General features: G+C 74.5%; 18 protein-coding genes. 5 read left to right on the top strand and 13 right to left on the bottom strand.

Going from position 1 to position 22,223, the window contains the following annotated elements; translation table 11 throughout:
• Positions 1-94: 94 nt before the first annotated feature.
• Positions 95-3,112, top strand: coding sequence for an FxSxx-COOH system tetratricopeptide repeat protein (gene fxsT, locus BLS21_RS10070; protein ID WP_091217227.1), 3,018 nt, complete (start codon positions 95-97; stop codon positions 3,110-3,112).
• A 56-nt stretch (positions 3,113-3,168) separates the two neighbouring features.
• Here the strand turns inward: fxsT and BLS21_RS10065 are convergent, their stop codons facing one another.
• The 8 genes from BLS21_RS10065 to BLS21_RS10030 form a co-directional block, all read right to left on the bottom strand.
• On the bottom strand, positions 3,169-4,125 hold the full coding sequence (locus BLS21_RS10065; RefSeq protein ID WP_091217224.1) for a VWA domain-containing protein: 957 nt from the start codon (positions 4,123-4,125) through the stop codon (positions 3,169-3,171).
• A gap of 43 nt (positions 4,126-4,168) precedes the next feature.
• Positions 4,169-5,209, bottom strand: coding sequence for a DUF58 domain-containing protein (locus BLS21_RS10060; protein ID WP_091217222.1), 1,041 nt, complete (start codon positions 5,207-5,209; stop codon positions 4,169-4,171).
• Positions 5,206-6,495 carry an AAA family ATPase gene (locus tag BLS21_RS10055; protein WP_091217219.1) on the bottom strand — a complete coding sequence of 430 codons (1,290 nt, stop codon included), beginning with the start codon at positions 6,493-6,495 and terminating at the stop codon, positions 5,206-5,208. The genes BLS21_RS10060 and BLS21_RS10055 overlap by 4 nt, the downstream gene beginning before the upstream one ends.
• Before the next feature lie 394 nt (positions 6,496-6,889).
• Positions 6,890-8,233, bottom strand: a complete 1,344-nt coding sequence (locus BLS21_RS10050; protein ID WP_091217217.1) for a C40 family peptidase — start codon at positions 8,231-8,233, stop codon at positions 6,890-6,892.
• Between the two features lie 192 nt (positions 8,234-8,425).
• Positions 8,426-9,961, bottom strand: a complete 1,536-nt coding sequence (locus BLS21_RS10045; RefSeq protein ID WP_091217215.1) for a long-chain-fatty-acid--CoA ligase — start codon at positions 9,959-9,961, stop codon at positions 8,426-8,428.
• A gap of 94 nt (positions 9,962-10,055) precedes the next feature.
• Complete coding sequence (locus tag BLS21_RS10040; protein ID WP_091217212.1) at positions 10,056-10,478, bottom strand: DUF1772 domain-containing protein; 423 nt, start codon at positions 10,476-10,478, stop codon at positions 10,056-10,058.
• On the bottom strand, positions 10,475-10,813 hold the full coding sequence (locus tag BLS21_RS10035) for a hypothetical protein (protein WP_245700245.1): 339 nt from the start codon (positions 10,811-10,813) through the stop codon (positions 10,475-10,477). The genes BLS21_RS10040 and BLS21_RS10035 overlap by 4 nt, the downstream gene beginning before the upstream one ends.
• On the bottom strand, positions 10,810-11,544 hold the full coding sequence (locus BLS21_RS10030) for an SIR2 family NAD-dependent protein deacylase (RefSeq protein WP_091217619.1): 735 nt from the start codon (positions 11,542-11,544) through the stop codon (positions 10,810-10,812). The genes BLS21_RS10035 and BLS21_RS10030 overlap by 4 nt, the downstream gene beginning before the upstream one ends.
• Before the next feature lie 250 nt (positions 11,545-11,794).
• Between BLS21_RS10030 and BLS21_RS10025 the strand changes: the two genes are divergently transcribed.
• The 4 genes from BLS21_RS10025 (at position 11,795) to BLS21_RS10010 (ending at position 16,458) form a co-directional block, all read left to right on the top strand.
• Complete coding sequence (locus BLS21_RS10025) at positions 11,795-14,620, top strand: aconitate hydratase (RefSeq protein WP_091217209.1); 2,826 nt, start codon at positions 11,795-11,797, stop codon at positions 14,618-14,620.
• 8 nt (positions 14,621-14,628) lie between these two features.
• Entirely contained in the window at positions 14,629-15,390 is a 762-nt protein-coding gene (locus tag BLS21_RS10020) for an SDR family oxidoreductase (protein ID WP_091217207.1), read from the top strand.
• Positions 15,391-15,460: 70 nt separating this feature from the next.
• Positions 15,461-16,177 carry a sirohydrochlorin chelatase gene (locus BLS21_RS10015; RefSeq protein WP_091217205.1) on the top strand — a complete coding sequence of 239 codons (717 nt, stop codon included), beginning with the start codon at positions 15,461-15,463 and terminating at the stop codon, positions 16,175-16,177.
• Positions 16,178-16,200: 23 nt separating this feature from the next.
• Entirely contained in the window at positions 16,201-16,458 is a 258-nt protein-coding gene (locus tag BLS21_RS10010) for a DMT family transporter (protein ID WP_091217202.1), read from the top strand.
• Positions 16,459-16,925: 467 nt separating this feature from the next.
• Here BLS21_RS10010 and BLS21_RS10005 read toward each other — a convergent pair whose 3' ends face one another.
• From BLS21_RS10005 to BLS21_RS09985, 5 genes are all read right to left on the bottom strand, one after another.
• Entirely contained in the window at positions 16,926-17,390 is a 465-nt protein-coding gene (locus BLS21_RS10005) for an SgcJ/EcaC family oxidoreductase (RefSeq protein WP_091217199.1), read from the bottom strand.
• Positions 17,391-17,433: 43 nt separating this feature from the next.
• Positions 17,434-19,326 carry an ABC transporter ATP-binding protein gene (locus tag BLS21_RS10000; RefSeq protein ID WP_175479523.1) on the bottom strand — a complete coding sequence of 631 codons (1,893 nt, stop codon included), beginning with the start codon at positions 19,324-19,326 and terminating at the stop codon, positions 17,434-17,436.
• 85 nt (positions 19,327-19,411) lie between these two features.
• Positions 19,412-20,161, bottom strand: coding sequence for an enoyl-CoA hydratase/isomerase family protein (locus tag BLS21_RS09995; protein WP_245700244.1), 750 nt, complete (start codon positions 20,159-20,161; stop codon positions 19,412-19,414).
• 23 nt (positions 20,162-20,184) lie between these two features.
• Positions 20,185-20,412 (bottom strand): helix-turn-helix domain-containing protein, encoded by a 228-nt coding sequence (locus BLS21_RS09990; RefSeq protein ID WP_091217190.1) that lies wholly within the window; start codon positions 20,410-20,412, stop codon positions 20,185-20,187.
• A gap of 202 nt (positions 20,413-20,614) precedes the next feature.
• Positions 20,615-22,216 carry an ABC-F family ATP-binding cassette domain-containing protein gene (locus BLS21_RS09985; RefSeq protein WP_091217187.1) on the bottom strand — a complete coding sequence of 534 codons (1,602 nt, stop codon included), beginning with the start codon at positions 22,214-22,216 and terminating at the stop codon, positions 20,615-20,617.
• Positions 22,217-22,223: the final 7 nt, after the last annotated feature.

Raw genomic sequence — 22,223 nt, 5'->3', positions numbered from 1 at the left:
GTGGTGGCGCTGCGTGCACGACGGCAGACGTCCGGTCGCCGGTGGCCGGGTGACCGGATCGGCCCGGTCACCGGTCGGAGCGGAGGGATCCGCCATGGACCTTCGGATCCTGGGCCCGCTGGAGGTCCGGGTCGCAGGTGGGACGCTCGCCCTCGGGGGTGGAAAGCAGCGGGCGGTGCTGGCCATGCTGGCGCTCCACCTCGACGAGGTGGTCCCCAGCGACGTCCTCGTCGACGGCCTGTGGGGGGAGCAGCCACCGGCGAGCGCCGTCAACACCCTGCAGGTCTACGTGTCGCGGCTGCGGAGGGTCCTCCAGGCCGAGGACGACCCCGACCGCGCCGGTGTCGCGGTGCTGCAGCGGCGCGGGCCCGGCTACGTGCTCGACCTCGACCCCGAGCGGCTGGACCTGCGCCGTTTCCAGCGTCTGGTGCGCGAGGGCACCGAGGTGCTGCGGACGGCGCCGGCACGGGCGTCGGGCACGCTGCGGGAGGCCCTGGGGCTGTGGCGAGGGCAGCCGCTGGCGGAGTTCGTCGACGAACCGTTCGCGCGCGCCGAGGTCCCGCGCCTCGAGCAGCTGCGGCTGGGTGCGCTCGAGGCCTGCCTGGAGGCGGAGCTGGCCCTGGGCCGCCACGTCCAGCTCGTCAGCGAGCTGGAGTACCTGGTCGCCGAGCACCCCCTGCACGAGGGCCTGCACGGGATGCTCATGGTCGCTCTCTACCGCTCGGGTCGACAGGCCGAGGCCCTGGGTGCCCACCGGCGAGCCCGCCGCATCCTCGCCGAGGCACTGGGCATCGACCCCGGCCGCGCACTGCAGGAGCTCGAGGCCGCCGTCCTCGCGCACGACCCCGGCCTCGACTGGACCCCACCGGCGGAGCCCGCGCCTGCGGTCACGGCCGAGGTGCCGCGCTCACCTGCCCCCGTGTCGCGGCAGCAGGTGTGGAGGGCGCCGGCCCGCAACCCCCACTTCACCGGACGGGACGACGTGCTGGCCGAGCTGCGGCGGCGACTGCGCGCGGAGGGGGCGACGCTGGCGGTGCAGACGCTGTACGGGCTGGGCGGGGTGGGCAAGACCCAGTTGGCCATCGAGTACGCGCACCGCTTCGCCGCCGACTACGACGTGGTGTGGTGGGTCGACGCCGAGCAACCGGTGCTCATCCCCGACCAGCTCGCCGGGCTGGCCGCCCGGCTGGGTGTGCCGGCCGCGGCCACGGTGACCGACACCGTCGACCGGCTGCTCGCCGAACTCCGCCACCGGGACCGGTGGCTGCTGGTCTTCGACAACGCCGAACACCCCCAGGACGTCGCCGGCTACCGGCCCGACGGGGCCGGGCACCTGCTGATCACCTCCCGCTCCCCCGGCTGGGGAGCGCTCGGCGGGCGGATGGAGGTCGACGTGCTCACCCGGGCCGAGACCATCGCCCTGCTCCGGGCTCGCATCCCGGCACTGGACGCGGAGCTGGCCGACAAGATCGCCGCCTCCCTGGGCGACCTGCCCCTGGCCGCCGCCCAGGCCGCCGGGTACCTGGAACAGACGAACCTGCCGGCGGCCGACTACCTGCGCCGCTTCCGCACCTGCCGGGCCGACCTGCTGGCCCGCGGCGACGTCCTGGGCTACCAGGGCCGGATCGACACCACCTGGGCGCTGTCGCTGGAGCGGCTCAGGAACGACGACCCCGCTGCGGTGCAGCTGCTCGAACTCGCCGCCTTCCTCGCCCCCGAACCCATCCCGCTGTCACTCGTCAGCGCCCACGCACGGGTCCTCGACGAGCCGCTGCGGACCACCGCTGCCGACCCCGATGCCCTCGCCGACACCGTCGGAGCACTGGTCGGCTACTCCCTGGCCCGCCGGAACCCCGACAGCTTCCAGGTGCACCGCCTGGTGCAGGCGGTGGTCCGCCGCCAGCTGCCTCCCGGCCGGCGGCAGGCCACAGCGCACCAGGTGCTGTCGCTGCTGGCCGCCGCCTCCCCGGGCGACCCGGAGGATCCGGCCAGCTGGCCTGCCTACGCCGAGCTGACCCCGCACGTGCTCGCCACCGGCCCCCTGGGTGATGACTCGCCGGTCAGCCGCCGACTCGTCCTGGACACCGTCCGCTACCTCCACGCCCACGGGGACGGCCACGGCAGCCGGGCTGTCTGCGAACCGCTGCTCGACCGCTGGCGGTCGCTCCTCGGTCCCGACCACCCCGACACCCTGGCCGCGGCGACCAGTCTCACCCTGGACCTGTTCTTCCTGAAGGACGCGGCACGCGGCCGGCCCCTGGGCGAGGACACGCTGCAGCGTTGCCGCCGGGTGCTCGGCCCCGACCACGCGACCACCCTGTTGGCGGCGGCCGCGCTCACGCTCGTGCTGAACCAGGTGGGAGAAGCCGGGGCAGCCCGCGTCCTGGGCCAGGACACCCTGCAGCGTTGCCTCCGCGTGCTGCACGCGGACCATGCGACCACCCTGCTGGCGGCGACGGCCCTGACCGTCGCACTGGTCGTGCTGGGTGAGGTGGGGGCAGCCCGCGAGCACGGCGAGGACACGCTGCGGCGTTGCCGCCGGGTCTTCGGCCCCGACCACGCGACCACCCTGTTGGCGGCGGCCACCCTGGCCGTCGCCCTGGTCGTGCTGGGTGAGGCCGAGCCGGCCCGCGAGCTCGGCGAGGACACGCTGCGGCGTTGCCGCAGGGTCTTCGGGCCCGGACACGTGGTCAGCCTCTGGGCCGCGGGCGCCCTGACCCACGCTCTGGTGCAACTGGGTGAGACGGAGGCAGCTCGCGAGCTCGGGGAAGACACGTTGCGGTGCCGGGTGCTCGGCCGGCGCCACGTGATCACCCTCCTGGTCGAGGGAGGGCTGACCCTCGCACTGGCGTCGCAGGGCGAAGCGGCCAGGGCCCGCACGCTCGGCGAGGACACCGTGCAGCGCTCCCACCGGACCCTCGGCCAGGACCACCCGATCACCCTGTGGGCGGCCGCCGCCCTGACCCACGCCCTGGACCGGCTGGGCGAGGCGGGACCGGCCCGCGTCCTGGGGCAGGACACCCTGCGGCGCTGCCGGGGAGTGCTCGGTCCGGAGCACCCGATCACGGCCTGGGTGGCGCAGGCCGCGAGCAGGTCACCTGCGGCCCGGTGACGGTGCTGCCGCTGACGGCATGCGCCGGCGGCCGTGAACGCTGCTGCGTGCTGCCCCTACAGCAGGCGGTTGGTCCAGAGCAGGCTGAGGACGACGCCGAGCAGCGCGAACAGCACCCCGCCGCGGACGAACCAGTAGCTGACGTCGCGCGGCTCGGTCGTGTAGCCGATCTGGCTGCCGAGGTCCTGGTAGACCTGCTCGAGCTCGGCGGCGCTGGCGGCCTCGCTGTAGCTGCCGCCGGTCCGGTCGGCGATCTCCTCGAGCGTCGCGCGGTCGACCGGCACCGGGACCCGCTCGCCGTCGAGGTCGAGGGTGCCGTAGTCGGTGCCGAACGCGATGGTGGAGACGGGGATGCCGGCGTCCAGCGCGGCGTCGACGGCCTGCGTGTCGGGGCGGCCCACGGTGTTGTAGCCGTCCGAGAGCAGCACGATCCGCGCCGGCGGCACCTCCTCGCCGTCGGCGTCCAGCGACGACTGGAAGTTCTCGATGGCGGTCAGCGAGGTGAACACCGCCTCGCCGATCGCGGTCGACTCGGCCAGCTCCAGGTTGTCGATCGCGGTGCGCACCTGACCGCGGTCGGTCGTCGGTGTGACCACCGTGGTCGCGGTGCCGGCGAAGGACACCAGGCCGAGGTTGATCCGCTCGGGCAGCACGTCGACGAACTGCTTGGCCGCCACCTGCATCGCCTCGAACCGGCTGGGCTCGATGTCGGTCGCCTGCATCGACAGCGAGACGTCGACGGCCATGACCACCGTCGCCCGCTCCCGCGGCACCCGCACCTCGGTGCTGGGCACCGCCAGGGACACGATCAGCGCGGCCAGCCCGAGCGCGACCAGCCCGAAGGCCAGGTGCCGCCGCCAGCCGGGGCGCCTGGGCACCAGCGTGCCCAGCAGCGCGACGTTGGTGAACCGGGCGGCGTAGGCCTTGCGACGCAGCTGCAGCACCACGTACAGCGCCACCAGCGCGACGACCGCCAGCAGGCCGAGCAGCCACCACGGGGCCTGGAAGCTCATCGGGAGGCTCCTCCGCTGCCGGCGCGCCGGCGGTCGCGAGGTGTCATCGGGACGCGCCTCCGGAGCCCGCCCGTCGTCGGTCCGCGACGAATCGGACGACGTCCATCAGCCAGTCGCGGTCCGTGCGCAGCTGCAGGTGCCCGGCACCGGCGCGGCGCAGCGCAGCGGCGATGGCCCGCCGCTGGGCCGCGGCGCCCTCGGCGAAGCGGGCCCGGAAGCCTGCGTCGCCCGTGGGCACCTCCAGGGTCTGGCCGGTCTCCGGGTCGACGACGGTGAGCAGGCCGACGTCGGGCAGCTCCAGCTCCCGCGGGTCGACCACCTCGATGGCCAGCAGCTCGTGCCGGGCCCTCAGGCCTCGCAGCGGGCGCTCCCAGTCGGGCGCGCCCTGGGCGTCGGAGCCCAGGAAGTCCGAGACGACGACCACCAGGCCGCGGCGGCGCGGTGGACGGCGCAGCGACTCCAGCGCGGCGGCGAGGTCGCCCCGGCGCCCGCCGGCGGCCCGCGGCGTCGCGACGACGGCCCGCAGCAGCCGGTCGGCGGCCAGCCGTCCGGCGGTGGCCGGGTAGCGGTCGACCCGCTCGCCGGTGGTGACGACGGCGCCCAGCCGGTTGCCGCCGCGGACGGTGAGGTGGCTGACCGCGGCCAGCCCGGCGATGGCCAGGTCGCGCTTGGTGCAGTTGGCGGTGCCGAAGTCGAGGCTGGCCGAGAGGTCGACCACCGCCCAGGTCTCCAGCTCGCGGTCGGCGATCGTCTCGCGGACGTGCGGCACCTGGGTGCGCGCGGTCACCGGCCAGTCCATCCGCCGGACGTCGTCCCCCGGGTGGTAGGTGCGGGAGTCGCCGGCCTCGGTGCCCGAGCCCGGCACCAGGCCGAGGTGGTCGCCCTGCAGCAACCCGTCGAGCCGGCGCCGGACGGTCAGCTCGAGGCGCTGCAGCAGGACGTCGGCCGGGCCCTCGGCGAAGTGCGGCGGGGCGCCGTCCCCGGCCCCGGGGTCGATGCCGGAACCCGGGGTGGGCGGAGGGCCGGCCTGCTCCGGGGCCTGTTCCGGAGTCGTGGCGCCGCCGGACCGGCGACGCAGGATCACGTCGGCGAGGACCCGCGCTCGGCGCCGTTGGCGGACGGGTCCGGGTGGACCTGCGGCGCCGGGCCGGGCTGACCCGCGGCCGGCTGGGCCGGGGCACCGAAGGGACCGGTCGGCGGCACGGGACCGGGCTGGCCGGGGCCGTTGTAGGGCTGCCCCGGCTGGCCGTACTGCGGTCCGGGCGGGCCGAACTGCGGCGCGCCGAACGGCGGCGCGGCCGGCACCGAGGGGCCGCCGGGGGTAGCGGGGCCGAAGCCGCCGGAGCGCTGGCGCGGGGCCACCTGCGGCAGCGGCACGGTCTGCAGGATCCTCCTGACCACGTGGTCGGCGGGCACGCCGTCGGCCAGCGCGTCGTAGGAGAGCACCAGCCGGTGGCGCAGCACGTCGGCGGTGACGTCGAGGACGTCCTGCGGCAGCACGTAGTCGCGGCCGCGCACCAGCGCCAGGGCACGGCCGGCGGCGATCAGCCCGAGCGAGGCGCGCGGGCTGGCGCCGTAGGAGACCCACTGCGCGACGTCCTCCATGCCGTGCTCGCGCGGCGCGCGGGTGGCGACCACCAGCCGGACGACGTAGTCGACGAGGGCGTGGTGCACGAACACCTGCGAGGCGGTGCGCTGCATGCGCACGAGGTCCTCGGGGCCGAGGACGGTCTCGGGCACCGGCGGGGTCGAGCCCATCCGGTAGATGATCTCGCGCTCCTCCTCCGGGCTCGGGTAGTCGACGAGCACCTTCATGAGGAAGCGGTCGCGCTGGGCCTCGGGCAGCGGGTAGACGCCCTCGGACTCGATCGGGTTCTGGGTGGCCAGCACGAGGAACGGGTCGGGCAGCGGGTGGGTGACCCCGCCGATCGACACCTGGCGCTCGGCCATCACCTCCAGCAGCGCCGACTGCACCTTGGCCGGCGCGCGGTTGATCTCGTCGGTGAGCACGAAGTTGGCGAACACCGGGCCCAGCTCGGTGTCGAAGGCGTCCTGCCCCGCCTTGTAGATGCGGGTGCCGATGATGTCGGCGGGCACGAGGTCGGGGGTGAACTGCAGGCGGGCGAAGCGACCGCCGACGACGGTGGCCAGCGTCTCGACGGCGAGGGTCTTGGCCACGCCGGGGACGCCCTCGAGCAGCACGTGGCCCCGGGCCAGCAGGGAGACGAGCATCCGCTCGACCAGCCGGTCCTGACCGACGATCACCCGCTTGATCTCGAACAGCACCCGCTCCAGGCGGGCGGCGTCGACCGACGGCGGGACCGGCTGCCCGGCGGACTGGTCGAGCGGGGTGCTGGCGGCGCTGCTCACGGAACTCCCTGATCGTGCCGGTCCACGGCCCCGGGTCCGACGAGGCGCCGCGGGGCCGGCGACGGGCGGCGTGCCCGTCCCCGCCAGTGTCCTACACGTTCCTGGGGGCCAGCTGGGCACGCACGCGGGCGAGCCGATCGGACACCGACGGTGAGCGACGCCCGGGGAGCACGGGACGCGTGCACACACCTGCCCGCAGCCCCCGCCGACTGCTAGCCTCGGTCCTGCGTCGGGCAGCTCCCCCCGTGGCTGCCCGACGCCCCATCTCCTGACCCCGTCCCGGGTCCCCTCGGTCCCTGCAGGCGGCCGCCGCGAGCCTGGCGACGTGCTGGAACGGCCGTCCTCCAGGGTCCCGCGCCGAGCTCGCGAGGCGTGGGGGAAGGCTGGCTCTCCGTCAGGCGGTCGGCCGGACGGCGCCGTAGTAGTCGCGGCCGAACCACATGTCCGAGATGCGCACGACGTCCCCGCTCTGCGGCGCCTGGACGACCTGGCCGCCACCGATGTAGAGCGCCACGTGGTAGATCGACGTGTGGTCGGCGGTCTCGCCCCAGAACACCAGGTCGCCGGGCTGCAGGTCGTCGGCGGCCACCGTCCGGTCGCGGAAGCGCCAGTACTGCTCGCGGCTCGTGCCGCCGATCCGCACGCCGGCCTGCGCGTAGGCGTACTCGGTCAGGCCCGAGCAGTCGAACCCGAACACGTCGGTGTCCGGCGGGATGCCCCACGTCGGGCCGTTGGCGTTGCCGCCGCCCCAGCTGTAGGGCAGCCCCCGCTGGCTCTTCGCCGCCGCGATGGCCCGCTGCACCACCGACCCGGCCGGATCGCCGGCCGTGGTGTCCGTGCCGGTCGGCGAGCCACCGCGGGAGGACGAGGACGAGCCGGAGGACGACGCGCTCCGCTCCGGGGACCCCGCCGACGAGGAGACCGACGGCGTGCTCGGCGCCGGCGGGCGCGCCTGCGCCGCGGCGGTCGCGGCCTCGGCAGCAGCTGCCGCGGCAGCCGCACCCCGGGTGCCGGAGAGGACCTCCTGCGCCTCGGCCAGCTCGGCCTCCAGCACCTCGCGCCGGTCGGCGAGCTCGGCGGCCTGGGCGCGCGCCGAGACCTCCTGCTCCTGGGCGCTGGCCAGGGCCCCGGCCGCGGCGTCCTCGGCCTCGTCGGCCGTCCGCACCGCGGTCTGCGCCGCCACGTCCGCCGCGGCGGCCTGCTGCTCCAGGACGGTCAGCTCGGCGACGACGTCGACCCGGTGGCCGCCCGCGGCCTCGAGCAGCGCGGCCCGCTCCACCAGCTGGGCCGGACCCTCGGCGGTGACCAGCGCGGCCGTCCCCGGGGTGGTGCTGCCCTGCATGTAGCTCGACCGCGCGAAGGCGACCACCTGGTCGCGGCCGCGCCCCAGTTCGGCAGCAGCCCGCTCGGCAGCAGCGGCGGCGGCGTCCGCCGCGACGCGCGCCTCCTCCTGCGCGGCCTGCCGGACCTCGTACTCCTGCAGCGCGATCTGCGCGCCCCGGCGGGCGGCGTCCACCCGCTCCTGGGCCTGCGCGAGCTGCGCGCTGATCGCGCCGACGCGGGCGGCCGCGGCGTCGCGCCCGGTCTGCGCGGCGGCGACCTCGTCGTCCCCGGGGGCGGCCACGGCCGTCCCCGGCACCAGGCCGGCCAGGACCAGGGCGGTGACCGCCGTCCCGGCTGCGCGCGCCAGCCACCCGGAGCGCCTCGGATGGCTCTCCCGCTCGTCCGTCCTGCCCACGTCCGACCTTCCTCACGACCTCGTCGACCGGCGCCCGGAGGCGCACTCCGGTGCCGGAACGACAAGATCAAGGAAGGGGTTGAGCGGGCACTCCCCACGTGGGGGGATGCCGCTGCCGGAAATGGGGTGTCCGCCGCGGCCCCTCCAGGAGGTCCCCTCACGGCCTCGGGGACCTCCTGGAGGGGCCCTTCTTCAGTTCACCTGGCGGTCGGAGTCCGACCAGAAGGCCTCGCGCAGCTTGAACTTCTGGATCTTGCCGGTCGCGGTGCGGGCCAGCTCGTCGCGGAACTCCACCCGCTTCGGGATCTTGTACCCGGCGATGCGGCCGCGGCAGTGGGCGACGATCTCCTCGGCGGTGACCTGCTGGCCCTCGGCGACGACCACCACGGCGGTCACCATCTCGCCCCACTTCTCGTCCGGGACGCCGATGACCGCGACCTCCGCGACCGCCGGGTGGCTGAAGACGACGTCCTCGACCTCGATCGACGACACGTTCTCACCGCCGGTGATGATCACGTCCTTCTTGCGGTCGGAGATGGTGAGGTAGCCACCGTCGTCGATGCTGCCGCCGTCCCCGGTGTGGAACCAGCCGCCCTCGAGGGCCTCGGCCGAGGCGTCGGGGTTGTTCCAGTAACCGGCGAGAACCGTGTTGCCCTGGGCCAGGACCTCGCCGGACTCGCTGACCTGCAGCCGGGTGCCCAGCGCCGGCACCCCGGCCCGGGAGAGCCGCTTGGCCCGCTCCTCGCGCTCCAGGTCGTCGTACTCGGCGCGCGGCCGGTTGATGGTGATCAGCGGCGCGGTCTCGGTCAGGCCGTAGATCTGGTTGAACTCCCAGCCGAGCTCCGCCTCGACCCGCGCGATCGTCTTCGAGGGCGGCGGGGCGCCGGCCACGATGATCCGCACCCGGTCGCGCCCGGGGACCTCGCCGTCCCACTCGGCCGCGGCGTCCAGGACGGCGTTCCACACCGCCGGCGCCCCGGCCATGACGGTCACGCCGTGCTGCTCGACCCGCCGCAGGATCTCCGCGCCGTCGACCTTGCGCAGCACCACCTGGCGGGCGCCGACGCCGGCCGTGCTGTAGGGCAGGCCCCAGCCGTTGCAGTGGAACATCGGCAGCGTGTGCATGTAGACGTCGCGGTCGCTGAGCTGCATGTGCATGGCGAAGGTGACCGCGTTGACCCACTCGTTGCGGTGGGTCATCTGCACGCCCTTGGGCCGGGCCGTCGTCCCGCTGGTGTAGTTGATCGTGGCGGTGGCGTCCTCGTCGGGCTCGGACCACGGCACCGGCTCGGTGTCGAAACGCAGCAGCTGCTCGTACTCCTCGCCGGTGGTGAACCGGTGCTCGGCCTCCACGCGCTTGAGCGAGGTCTCCAGCTCCGGGTCGACGAAGAGGACCCGCGCGCCGCAGTGCCCGACGATGTAGCTCACCTCGTCCGGCTGCAGCCGGAAGTTCACCGGGACGACGACCCGCCCGGACGACGGCAGCGCCAGCAGGCACTCCAGCAGCCGGCCGGCGTTGTGGCTGACGACGGCGATCCGCTCGCCCTCCCCGACGCCGAGCGCGTCGAGGCCGGCCTGGAGCGCGCGCCCGCGCCGGGCGACCTCCCGGTAGGTGACCTCCCCCAGCGAGGGCGCGGGCTGGTTGGGCTCGTCGACGATCCCGACGCGGTCGCCGTAGACCAGCTCGGCGCGGTCGAGGAAGTCTCGGGTGGTCAAGGGCACGCGCATCGGGGCTCCCGGGTCCTCGGGCCGACCAGCCGGCCGGCCGCTCGACGTGGTGCCGATCACGCTAGCGGCCGTTCGTGGTCCGGTGGTCCCCGGCTCAGCCGAGCAGCGCGGCCAGCGCGGCGGCGGTCCCGATCGTGGCCGCGACCGCGCGGACGGTGTCGACCCGCAGCAGCCGCCGGTACGCCGCGTCGTCCCACGCCGTCCCGAGCCGGCGGTGCAGCGGGACGGCGCCCAGCGCGGTGGCCCCGAGGACGACGGCCAGGCAGGCCGCGCCGAGGAGGACCGGGAGCAGCGGCGTCCCCTCCGGCCGGGCGACGAGCAGCCACGACGTCGTGACGCCCTGCCCGGCGAACAGCGGGCCCACCACCCGGGTGATCCGCCGCTGATGGCGGCGCTCGTAGGCCGGGAAGACCGCCGGCGGGACGAGCGCGAACTGCGGGTAGACCAGCGCCCGCACCGTCCACTGGAAGCCGGCGTAGGCCGCGGTCAGCGCCAGGTGGACGGCCAGCAGCTTCACCGCTTCGGTCGCTTGCCGCGCCAGGCCAGGCTCTGCGCGTCGAGCGCACGCAGCAGCGGGTCGCCCTCGGCGAGCACCCGCTCGGCCAGCGCGACCGCGGCGGCCAGCTGGTCGTCGTCCAGCTGGCCGGACGCCGGCGAGCGGCGCCGGTCCAGCACGTCGTACCAGCGCCCACCGACGGCGTGGTCGAGCAGGATCCGCCCGAAGCAGTGGTCGGCGGTCACCACCCAGCGGCCCTCCCGCGCCCGCCGCGGCAGCTCGGCGTCCACCAGCTCGCGGTAGCGGGCGAGCAGCGCCTGCCGGCGTGCCCGGCCCAACGGCTCGTCCCGCGTCACGGCGCCAGCAGCCGCGGGAGCGACGTCCCGATCGGCTCGCGCACGACCAGGTCGGCGAGGTGGTCGTAGGGGGTCGGCTCGGCGTTGACGACGACGACCCGCGCGCCGGACTGCTGGGCCAGGTCGGTCAGCCCGGCCGCCGGGTGCACGGTCAGCGAGGTGCCGACGGCGAGGAAGACGTCGCAGTCGGTCGCCGCCTCCACCGCCGCCTCGACGACCGCCGGGTCCAGCGTCTGGCCGAAGCTCACCGTGGCCGACTTCAGGATGCCGCCGCAGACGCGGCAGGCCGGGTCGGGCTCGCCGGCGGCGACGCGGGCCAGCGCCTCGGCCATCGTCGTCCGGTCGCCGCAGGCGAGGCACTCGACGGCGTGCACCGTGCCGTGCAGCTCGACGACCAGATCCGGTGACGACCCGGCCGCCTGGTGCAGCCCGTCGACGTTCTGGGTGAGCAGCGCCCGCAGCCGGCCCTGCCGCTCCAGGTCCACCAGCGCGGCGTGCCCGGCGTTGGGCCGGGCGTCGGGCGCGGTGTCGCGGCGCATCAGCCAGGCCCGGCGGCGGATGTCGGGGTCGGCGACGTAGTAGGACAGCGTCACGAGCTTCTCGGCGTCCGGGTCGCGGGTCCACAGGCCGTCGGGCCCCCGGTAGTCGGGGATGCCGCTGTCGGTGGAGATGCCCGCGCCGGTGAGCACGGTCACGCGCCGCGCGCCGGTCAGCCAGCCAGGAGGCGTCACGGCGCCCACCGTAGGAGCCCCTCCCCCGACGATCAGCCCGGACCACCCATCCGGCTCCTCGCTCACCCCGGTGCTGAGCCAGGAGCCGGATCGATCAGCTCACCCGGTCGTCGAGGGGCCGCGAGGAGCCCCCCGGGGCAGCCTCTCGGGACGAGGAAGGGTCGCCTGACCTCCGCAGGGTGGCGGGGCCCTGGGATGATGCAGGGTGGCAAGCAGCGCGACGGACCAGCTGAGGGGTAGGCGCAGAGAAGTGGCAGCCAGCAAGGACAGCTTCGGAGCGCGGGCGACGCTGAGCGTCGACGGCACCGACTACGACATCTACCGGCTCGACGCGGTGGAGGGCGCAGAGCGGCTGCCCTTCAGCCTCAAGGTCCTCCTCGAGAACCTGCTGCGCACCGAGGACGGCGCGGACATCACCGCCGACCACATCCGCGCGCTGGCGAACTGGGACCCGAACGCGGAGCCCGACCAGGAGATCCAGTTCACCCCGGCCCGCGTGGTCATGCAGGACTTCACCGGCGTCCCCTGCATCGTCGACCTCGCCACCATGCGCGAGGCCATGGCCGAGATCGGCGGCGACCCGGGCAAGATCAACCCGCTGGCGCCGGCCGAACTGGTCATCGACCACTCCGTCATCGCCGACGTGTTCGGCACCCCGGACTCGTTCGAGCGCAACGTCGAGATCGAGTACCAGCGCAACGGCGAGCGCTACCAGTTCCTGCGCTGGGGCCAGGGCGCCTTCAACGACTTCAAGGTCGTCCCCCCGGGCATGGGCATCGTCCACCAGGTCAACATCGAGCACCTGGCCCGCGTGGTCTTCCCGCGCCAGGAGGGGAACCGCGTCGTCGCCTACCCCGACACCTGCGTGGGCACTGACTCGCACACCACGATGGTCAACGGCCTGGGCGTGCTGGGCTGGGGCGTCGGCGGCATCGAGGCCGAGGCCGCGATGCTCGGCCAGCCGGTGTCGATGCTCATCCCGCGCGTGGTCGGCTTCAAGCTGACCGGCCAGCTCCCCGACGGCTCCACCGCCACCGACCTGGTGCTCACCATCACCGAGATGCTGCGCGAGCACGGCGTGGTCGGGAAGTTCGTCGAGTTCTACGGCGAGGGCGTCTCGGCGGTGCCGCTGGCCAACCGCGCCACGATCGGCAACATGAGCCCGGAGTTCGGCTCGACCGCGGCGATGTTCCCCATCGACGAGGAGACCATCGGCTACCTGCGCCTGACCGGCCGCAGCGAGGAGCAGGTCGCGCTGGTCGAGGCGTACGCCAAGGAGCAGGGCCTCTGGCACGACCCGTCCCGCGAGCCGGTCTTCTCCGAGTACCTGGAGCTGGACCTCTCCACCGTCGTCCCCTCGATCGCCGGCCCGAAGCGCCCGCAGGACCGCGTCTCGCTGTCCGACGCCAAGGCCTCCTTCCGGCAGGCGCTGCCCACCTACGCGCCGGTCGACGAGATGCAGAAGGACGACGACGACGCCCCGCGCGACACCGAGTCGGCCGCCGACGAGGCCTCGGAGGAGTCCTTCCCCGCCTCGGACCCGGTGAGCCCCTTCGCGCACGGCAACGGCGACGCCGGCAAGCCGCACCACGTCGTCCCCGACCGCGTCCCGGACCGCCCCTCCAAGCCCACCCGCGTGGTGCTCGAGGACGGCACCGAGACCTACGTCGACCACGGCCACGTGGTCATCGCCGCGATCACCTCCTGCACCAACACGTCGAACCCGCAGGTGATGATCGGTGCCGCGCTGCTGGCCAAGAAGGCCGTCGAGGCCGGCCTGGAGAGCAAGCCCTGGGTCAAGACGACGCTGGCGCCGGGCTCGAAGGTCGTCACCGACTACTACGAGAAGGCGAACCTCACCCCGTACCTGGAGAAGCTGGGCTTCTTCCTGGTCGGCTACGGCTGCACCACCTGCATCGGCAACTCCGGTCCGCTCCCCGAGCCGGTGTCGGCCGCGGTCAACGAGGCCGACCTCGCCGTCGTCTCGGTGCTGTCGGGCAACCGCAACTTCGAGGGCCGCATCAACCCCGACGTCAAGATGAACTACCTGGCGTCGCCGCCGCTGGTCATCGCCTACGCCCTGGCCGGCTCGATGGACGTCGACATCACCACCGAGCCGCTGGGCACGGGCAAGGACGGGCAGGACGTGTACCTGCGCGACATCTGGCCCTCGCCGCAGGAGGTCCAGCGGGTCATCGACGAGGCGGTCTCGGCCGAGCAGTTCGGCCGCAGCTACGAGGACGTCTTCGCCGGCACCGAGCAGTGGCAGAACCTGCCCACGCCGACCGGTGACACCTTCGCGTGGGACGCCGAGAGCACCTACGTCCGCAAGCCCCCGTACTTCGAGGGCATGCCGGCCGAGCCGGCCCCGGTGCAGGACATCACCGGCGCCCGCACCCTCGCCGTCCTCGGCGACTCGGTGACGACCGACCACATCTCCCCCGCCGGGTCGATCAAGCCCGACAGCCCGGCCGGGAAGTACCTGCGCGAGCACGGCGTGGAGCGGCGCGACTTCAACTCCTACGGCTCCCGGCGCGGGAACCACGAGGTGATGATCCGCGGCACCTTCGCCAACATCCGGCTGCGCAACCTGCTGGTGCCCGGCACCGAGGGCGGGGTCACCAAGAACCACCTCACCGGCGAGACGACGACGATCTACGACGCGTCGGTCGCCTACCAGGAGCAGGGCATCCCGCTGGTCGTGCTGGCCGGCAAGGAGTACGGCTCGGGCTCGTCGCGTGACTGGGCGGCCAAGGGGACGGCGCTGCTGGGCGTCAAGGCGGTCATCGCCGAGAGCTACGAGCGGATCCACCGCTCCAACCTCATCGGCATGGGCGTGCTGCCGCTGCAGTTCCCGGCCGGGCAGGACCGCGAGTCCCTCGGCCTGACCGGCGACGAGGAGTTCACCATCACCGGGATCACCGCGCTCAACGACGGCGAGACGCCGCGCACGGTGAAGGTGAAGGCCGGCGACGTCGAGTTCGACGCCACCGTGCGGATCGACACCCCCGGCGAGGCCAACTACTACCGCAACGGCGGGATCATGCAGTACGTGCTGCGCTCGCTGCGCGGCTGATCCCCCGCATGGACCTGGGCCTGGGCGGCCGCGGATACCTGGTCACCGGCGCGAGCCGGGGGCTGGGGTTCGCGGCGGCCCAGGCCCTCGTCGCTGACGGGGCGCGCGTCCTGGTGAACGCGCGCGCCACCGACGCCGTGGACGCCGCCGTCGCCACGCTGGGCGGGCCGCCGGCGGCGCACGGCCTGGCCGCCGACCTCACCGCCGCCGACACGGCCGAGCGGCTGGTCGCGGCCGCCCGGGACCGGCTAGGCCGGGTGGACGGCGCGCTGATCAGCGTCGGCGGCCCGGAGCCCGGAACCGTGCTGGACACCCCCGAGGACGCCTGGCGGGACGGCATGGAGGCCGTGCTGCTCGGTCCGCTCCGGCTGGTGCGCGCGCTGGTCCCCCACCTCGGCGCGGGCGCCGTGATCGGCTTCGTGCTCTCCACCTCCGCCCGCTCCCCGCTGCCCGACCTGGCGGTCTCCAACGGCCTGCGCCCGGGCCTGGCCATGACCGCCAAGCAGCTGGCCGACGAGCTGGCCCCCCGCGGGATCCGGGTGGTCGGCCTGCTGCCGGGCACCTTCGCCACCGAACTGGTCGTCGAGCGCGAGGACGCCTCCGGCGACCCGGACCGCGCCCGCGCCTGCGCCGAGGCCGGCATCCCGCTCGGCCGGGTCGGCGAGCCCGCCGAGTTCGGCCGGGTGGCCGCCTTCCTGCTCTCCCCCGCCGCCTCCTACGTCACCGGCACCTCTGTCGCGGTGGACGGTGGGCGGCTGAGGACGCCGTGAGCCGACGTGGGCGTGAGCATCGCAGCGAGCGCCGGCGAGCGAGGAGCGCAGCGGCCGCGGAGGCGGACCCGTGGACGCCGTGACCGGTGCGCCGGTGCTGGTCGCCTGCGCGCACGGCACCCGCAACCCCACCGGCCGGCGGCTGATCGCCGAGCTGGCCCTCGCCGCCCGCGAACTGCGCCCCGGCCTGGTCACCACGGCGGCGTTCGTCGACGTGCAGCCGCCCACGGTGGCCGACGTCGTGGCGGGCCTGGCCGGGGACGGGCGGCCCGCGGTGGTCGTCCCCCTGCTGCTGTCCGGGGGCTACCACGTGCACGTCGACATCGCCCGGGCCGTGCGCGAGCACGCCGCGGCCCGCGCCGCCCGTCCGCTGGGCCCCGACCCGCGGCTGGTCGCCGTCCTGCACGACCGGCTGCTCGCCGCCGGCGCCGACCCCGACGACCCGGCCACCGCCGTGGTGCTCGCCGCCGCCGGCTCCAGCGACCCGCGCTCAGTCGCCGACGTCGACGCCACCGCGGCCGCGCTGCAGGAACGCTGGACCGGACCGGTGACGACCGGCTACGGCTCGGCGGCGCAGCCCCCGGTGCCCGAGGCCGTCGCCGCCGCCCGGGCCGCCGGCGCGCGGCGGGTGGTGCTCGCCGCCTACCTGCTGGCGCCCGGCCACTTCCACGACAAGCTCGGCGGGGCCGGCGCGGACGCGGTCACCGCTCCCCTGCTGCCCGACGACCGCATCGCCGCCGTCCTGCTCGACCGCTACGACGCCGCGGTCGCCGCCTGGTCGGCCTGACGGGAGGCCCGCGGTCTGGGCCCATGGGGGTGGGCCCCCACGGGCCCCCGGACGAGCGGTCGGTGGTGTTCGCCGTCGCCCTGCTCCTGAGCATGCTGGGGCTGGCCTACGCGATGCGCGAGCTGCCCGTCGGGACGGCGTACGCGGTGTGGGTCGGCATCGGCGCGGTGCTGACCGTCGTGATCGCCATGGTGTCCGGCGAGGAGCCGGCGTCCCTGGTGCGGCTGCTGCTGCTCGCCGGGATCGTCGGCTGCGTCGTGGGGCTCAAGGTCCTCCACTGACAGCAGGTCCTGCACTGACAGCGATTCTCAGGTGGGTTGGCGGGGTCGGTGTCACCCGGGAGTCCGGACGGAGCGGGCACGCGTCGTGCGGAGGAGACACCGCCGAGAGCCCCCGGATCGAGCACGGCAGCAACCGCCGACGAGCCCGCACGGGTGCAGCACCTGTGCGGAACCTCCACCCCTGCTTCCCTGTGTAAGCAGGGGTGGAGCCGCCACGGGAGGGTGTCCGGCCGACGCGCCCCGGGACGCAGAAGGCGTCGTCCGGCCCGACCCGGCACCGGGGGGCGTATCACCCCGATCGGGGGCCACCGGCCCACCCACCCGCTCACCCCGACCCGTCAACCCAACCGGAGACCGCTGTGAGAGGACCCTCCTCCACCACTCGCCAGCTCGCGGCGGGACCCTGCAGGAGGGCCATGCCTCGGGCAGTCCCTACAGTGGCTGTACCGGGATGATGAATCGGCAGGTCACTGGGCTGCGAGCAGCCCCCGCAGCTCCTGGGTCAGCGCCTCGCGGCCCCCCGGGTGCTGCTGCCAGGCCGCGGGGGTGGCCTGGAGCAGGGAGATCCGCCAGCGGCCGGCGCCCTCGTCGACCGCGACCACCGTGTGGACCGTGTGGTAGCGCGGGTCGATGTCGTTGTCCCCGGGCGGGATCATCCCGGCGTGGGCCAGCAGCATCGCCACGCCCGGCGCCACCGGTCGCACGGAGCGGATCACCGCGACGTAGGCGGCCGTCGGATGGCTCCCGAAGATCTGCCGGAAGTCGGCCGCGATGGCCAGACGCCCGTGGTGGTGGGTGCCGTCGTACCCGATGATGTCCCCGTCGTCGGCGAAGGCGGCTGCGACCGCGGCGCCGCTGCGTCGGTTCCAACCGTCGAGGAACTGGGCGTAGAGACCGCGGATCTGGGCGTCGTTCGGGTGCGCGGACGTCACGCTGGCTCCTCCTGCGTTGCTGGGACAGGAGTGACGGTAGTGGTCACGCCGCGCCGACCGTTCGCCCCTCGCCGACGGCGAACTGCGTGCGGTAGAGGTCGGCGTACCGGCCCCCGAGCGCCAGCAACTCGGCGTGCGTGCCCGACTCCACGATGCGACCGTCGTCGACCACGAGGATCTGGTCGGCGCTGCGGATGGTGGACAGCCGGTGGGCGATGACCAGCGACGTCCGGCCCTCCAGCGCGGTGTCCAGCGCGTGCTGCACCGCCACCTCCGACTCGCTGTCGAGGTGCGCGGTGGCCTCGTCGAGGATCACGATGCCCGGCGCCTTGAGCAGCACGCGCGCGATCGCCAGCCGCTGCTTCTCCCCGCCGGAGAGCCGGTAGCCGCGGTCGCCGACGACGGTGTCCAGGCCGTCGGGCAGCGACCGCACCAGCCCGGCGATGCGGGCGCCGCCCAGCGCGGCCCACAGCTCGTCGTCGGTCGCCTGCGGCCGGGCGTAGAGCAGGTTGGCGCGGATCGTGTCGTGGAACAGGTGCGCGTCCTGGGTGACCACGCCGATCGCGTCGCGCAACGAGGCCAGCGTGGCCCGCCGCACGTCGATGCCGCCGACCCGCACGGTGCCGCTGGTCGCGTCGTACAGCCGCGGTACCAGGTTGGCGATGGTCGACTTCCCGGCACCGGAGTGGCCGACCAGCGCGACGAGCTGGCCGGGCTCGACGCGGAAGGAGACGTCGTGCAGCACCGCCGTGGGCCCGCCGTGCTCGGGCAGCGACACGTCCTCCAGTGACGGTAGCGAGACGTCCGCGGCCGACGGGTAGCTGAAGGAGACGTGGTCGAACTCGATCGACCGGCCGTCCGCGGGCACCGGGACGGCGCCGGGCTCCTCGCGGATCATCGGCTGCAGGTCGAGCACCTCGAAGACGCGGTCGAAGCTGACCATCGCGCTCATCACGTCGACCCGGACGTTGGACAGCGCCGTCAGCGGGCCGTACAGCCGGGACAGCAGCAGCGCCAGCGCCACGACGTCGCCGGGGCTCAGCGACCCGGTGAAGGCCAGCCACCCGCCGAGGCCGTAGACCAGCGCGGTGGCCAACGCCGCCACGAGGGTGAGCGCGGTGAAGAAGGTGCGGCCGTACATGGCCGACAGGACGCCGATGTCGCGGACCCGCGCGGCCCGGCCCCGGAACCCCTCGGCCTCCGCCTCGGGCCGGCCGAAGAGCTTGACCAGCAGCGCGCCGGCGACGTTGAACCGCTCGGTCATCGTCGCGTTCATCGAGGCGTTGAGCCCGTAGGACTCCCGGGTGATCTCCTGCAGCCGCCGGCCGATCCGGCGCGCGGGCAGGACGAACACCGGCACCAGGACCAGCGACAGCGCGGTGATCTGCCAGGACAGCGAGAACATGACGCCGGCGGTGAGCACCAGGCCGATGGCGTTGGACAGCACCCCGGACAGCGTCGAGGTGAAGGCCTGCTGGGCACCGATGACGTCGTTGTTCAGCCGGCTGACCAGCGCTCCGGTCTGGGTGCGGGTGAAGAAGGCGACCGGCATCCGCTGGACGTGCTCGAACACCCGGCTGCGCAGGTCGTAGATGACGCCCTCGCCGATGCGCGCGGAGTACCAGCGGGTGGCCAGCGAGATGCCGGCGTCGACGACCGCGAGACCGGCGATGAGCAGCGCGATGCGGACGACGTCGCCCGCCGTCCCCTCCAGGCTCGCGATGTGGTTGACGATCCGCCCGGCCAGCAGCGGGGTCAGCACACCGATGACCGACGAGCCGACCACCAGCAGCACGAACCAGGTCAGGTCGCGCCGGTAGGGCCGGGCGATGCCGAGGATGCGCCGGACGGTGCCCTTGGGCAGCTCCCGCGCGACGACCGACGGGTCGCGGCGGAAGGACCGCATCGCCGCCATGGAGGTCATGGGACCGCTCATGTCCATGCCACCCCCTCTCCCGACCGGCCAACACCCCCACCGGGCGGGCTGTTCCGGAGGCAGTCTGGCAGTGCCCTCCGACGGTTCAGCGGCCGCCGACCAGCTCGGCCAGGCGCCGGGTCTGGGCGGCCCGCTCGGCGGCGTCCTGGGTCTCCGGGTCGTTGCGGACGGCGGAGCGGACCAGTGCCGCGGTCTCCCGGCTGGCCCCCACGGGCGCCGCCGTGATCGCGGCGACCAGCGCGCCGACCGCCCCGTCGAGCGCGTCGGCGGGGACGACGGCGTTGGCCAGCCCGAGCTCGAGCGCCTCGGCGGCCGGCACCGGCCGGCCGGTCAGGCAGATCTCCATCGCCCGCGAGTAGCCCACCAGCTCGGTGAGCGTGCTCGTGCCGGTGAGGTCCGGCACCAGCCCGAGGGTGGCCTCGGGCAGCCGCAGGTCGGCGTCCTCGGTCAGCACGCGAAGGTCGCAGGCGAGCGCGAGCTGCGCGCCGGCGCCGATGGCGTGCCCCTGCACCGCCGCCACGGAGACGATCCCCGGCGAGCGCAGCCACCGGAACCCGCCCTGGTAGCGGCGGATGCGCTCCTGGGTCTCCTCGGCGGGCAGCCGTCCCAGCTGGCCGAGGCCGCCGGCGGTGCCGGGGTCGGTGCTGAACAGGCTGCGGTCCAGGCCCGCGGAGAACGAGCGCCCCTCGCCGCGGACGACGACGACCCGCACGTCGTCGTCCAGGGCTGCTCCCACGGCGGCGAGCGCCGCCCAGGTGGCGGGGGTCTGCGCGTTGAGCCGGTCCGGCCGGTCGAGGGTGACGGTGAGGACGACGCCGTCGCGAGCCGTCCTCACCCACCCGTCCTGGTCGGGACCGCTCAACTCTTCCTGCTGTTCCGGTTGGCTCCCCCGCGGCTGCGCAGGGTGGCGCCGGACTCCGACAGGAGCCGGTGCACGAAGCCGTAGGACCGGTTGGTCGACGACGCCAGCGACCGGATGCTCTCCCCGCCGTCGTAGCGCTTGCGCAGCTCGTCGGCCAGCGACGTGCGGTCGCCCCCGGTGATGCGCTTGCCCTTGCTCAGGTCCGCGGTGCTCGAGTCGGCCATGACTCCCCTCCGTCAGCAACCAGCCGCGGGCCCCTGGCCCGTCGAGGCTGCTCGTCCCGTCGGCGCCGGGCCCCGCTGACCTCGGCGTCCCACCTCCTCATGATCACCCAGGAGGACGACGACGGCCACGCGAACGGGTGACCAGGTGGACCGACTCCACCCACGTGCGGAGGCCGCCTCGGACGGCGGCCCGCCCCGTGGCTCAGGCCAGCTCGACCAGGTCGGCGAGGTCCTCGCTCCAGGCGTCCTCGGTGCCGTCGGGCAGCAGGATCACCTTGTCCGGGTCGAGCGCGCGCACCGCGCCCTCGTCGTGGGTGACCAGCACGATCGCCCCGGTGTAGGTGCGCAGCGCGTCGAGCACCTGCTCGCGGCTGGCCGGGTCGAGGTTGTTGGTCGGCTCGTCGAGCAGCAGCACGTTGGCGCCGGAGACGACGAGCGTGGCCATGGCCAGCCGGGTCTTCTCACCGCCGGAGAGCGTGCCGGCGCGCTGGCCGGCGGCGTCCCCGGAGAACAGGAACGCGCCGAGGATCCGGCGCAGCTCGGTGTCGGTGCTCTGCGGGGCGGCCGCGCGCATGTTCTCCAGCAGCGAGCGGTCGTGGTCGAGGGTCTCGTGCTCCTGCGCGTAGTAGCCGACGCGCAGCCCGTGCCCGGGCTTGACCTCGCCGGTGTCGGGCACCTCGGTGCCGGCCAGCATCCGCAGCAGCGTCGTCTTCCCGGCGCCGTTCAGCCCGAGGACGACGACCCGCGCGCCCCGGTCGACGGCCAGGTCGACGTCGGTGAAGACCTCCAGCGAGCCGTAGCTCTTCGACAGCCCCTCGGCGGTCAGCGGCGTCTTCCCGCACGGCGCCGGCGTCGGGAAGCGCAGCTTGGCCACCCGGTCGGCGACCCGGACCTCCTCGAGCCCCGCGGCCAGCCGCTGCGCGCGCTTGTCCATGCTCTGCGCGGCCTTGGCCTTGGTGGCCTTGGCGCGCATCTTGTCCGCCTGCGCGGTCAGCGCGTCGATCTTGCGCTCGGTGTTGGCCCGCTCCTGCCGCCGCCGGCGCTCGTCGGTCTCCCGCTGGGCGAGGTAGGGCTTCCACCCGAGGTTGTAGACGTCGACCGTGGCCCGGTTGGCGTCCAGGTGCCACACCTTGTTGACGACGGCGTCCAGCAGCTCGACGTCGTGGCTGATGACGATCAGGCCGCCCTTGTGCGCGGCCAGGAACGTCTTGAGCCAGGTGATCGAGTCGGCGTCGAGGTGGTTGGTCGGCTCGTCGAGCAGCAGCGTCTCGGCGTCGGAGAAGAGGATGCGGGCGAGCTCGACGCGGCGCCGCTGACCGCCGGACAGGGTGCGCAGCGGCTGGGCCAGCACGCGGTCGGGCAGCCCGAGCGCGGTGCAGATGCGCGCCGCCTCGCTCTCCGCGGCGTACCCCCCGAGCGCGGCGAACTGGTCCTCGAGGCGCCCGTAGCGGCGCACCGCCCGGTCGCGCTCGGCGTCGTCGGCGGGCTCGGCCATCGCGACCTGCGCCTTGGTCATCTGCGCGCGCAGCACGTCGAGCCCGCGGCCGGACAGCACGCGGTCGCTCGCGGTGGTGTCGAGGTCGCCGCTGCGCGGGTCCTGCGGCAGGTAGCCGATCTCCCCGGTGACCTCCACCTTGCCGGCGTGCGGGAGCCGCTCCCCGGCGAGCGTGGTGAGCGTGGTGGTCTTGCCGGCGCCGTTGCGGCCGACGAGGCCGATGCGGTCGCCGGGCTGCACGCGGAGGTCGGCGTCGCTGATGAGGACGCGTGCCCCGGCGCGCAGCTCGAGGCCGGTCGTCGTGATCACTGATCCC

This window comes from Geodermatophilus siccatus (assembly GCF_900103785.1).
GTDB classification, from domain to species: Bacteria; Actinomycetota; Actinomycetes; order Mycobacteriales; family Geodermatophilaceae; genus Geodermatophilus; species Geodermatophilus siccatus.
Note: the sequence above shows the minus strand (reverse complement) of the source record. Positions and strands in the feature narration are given on the sequence as shown.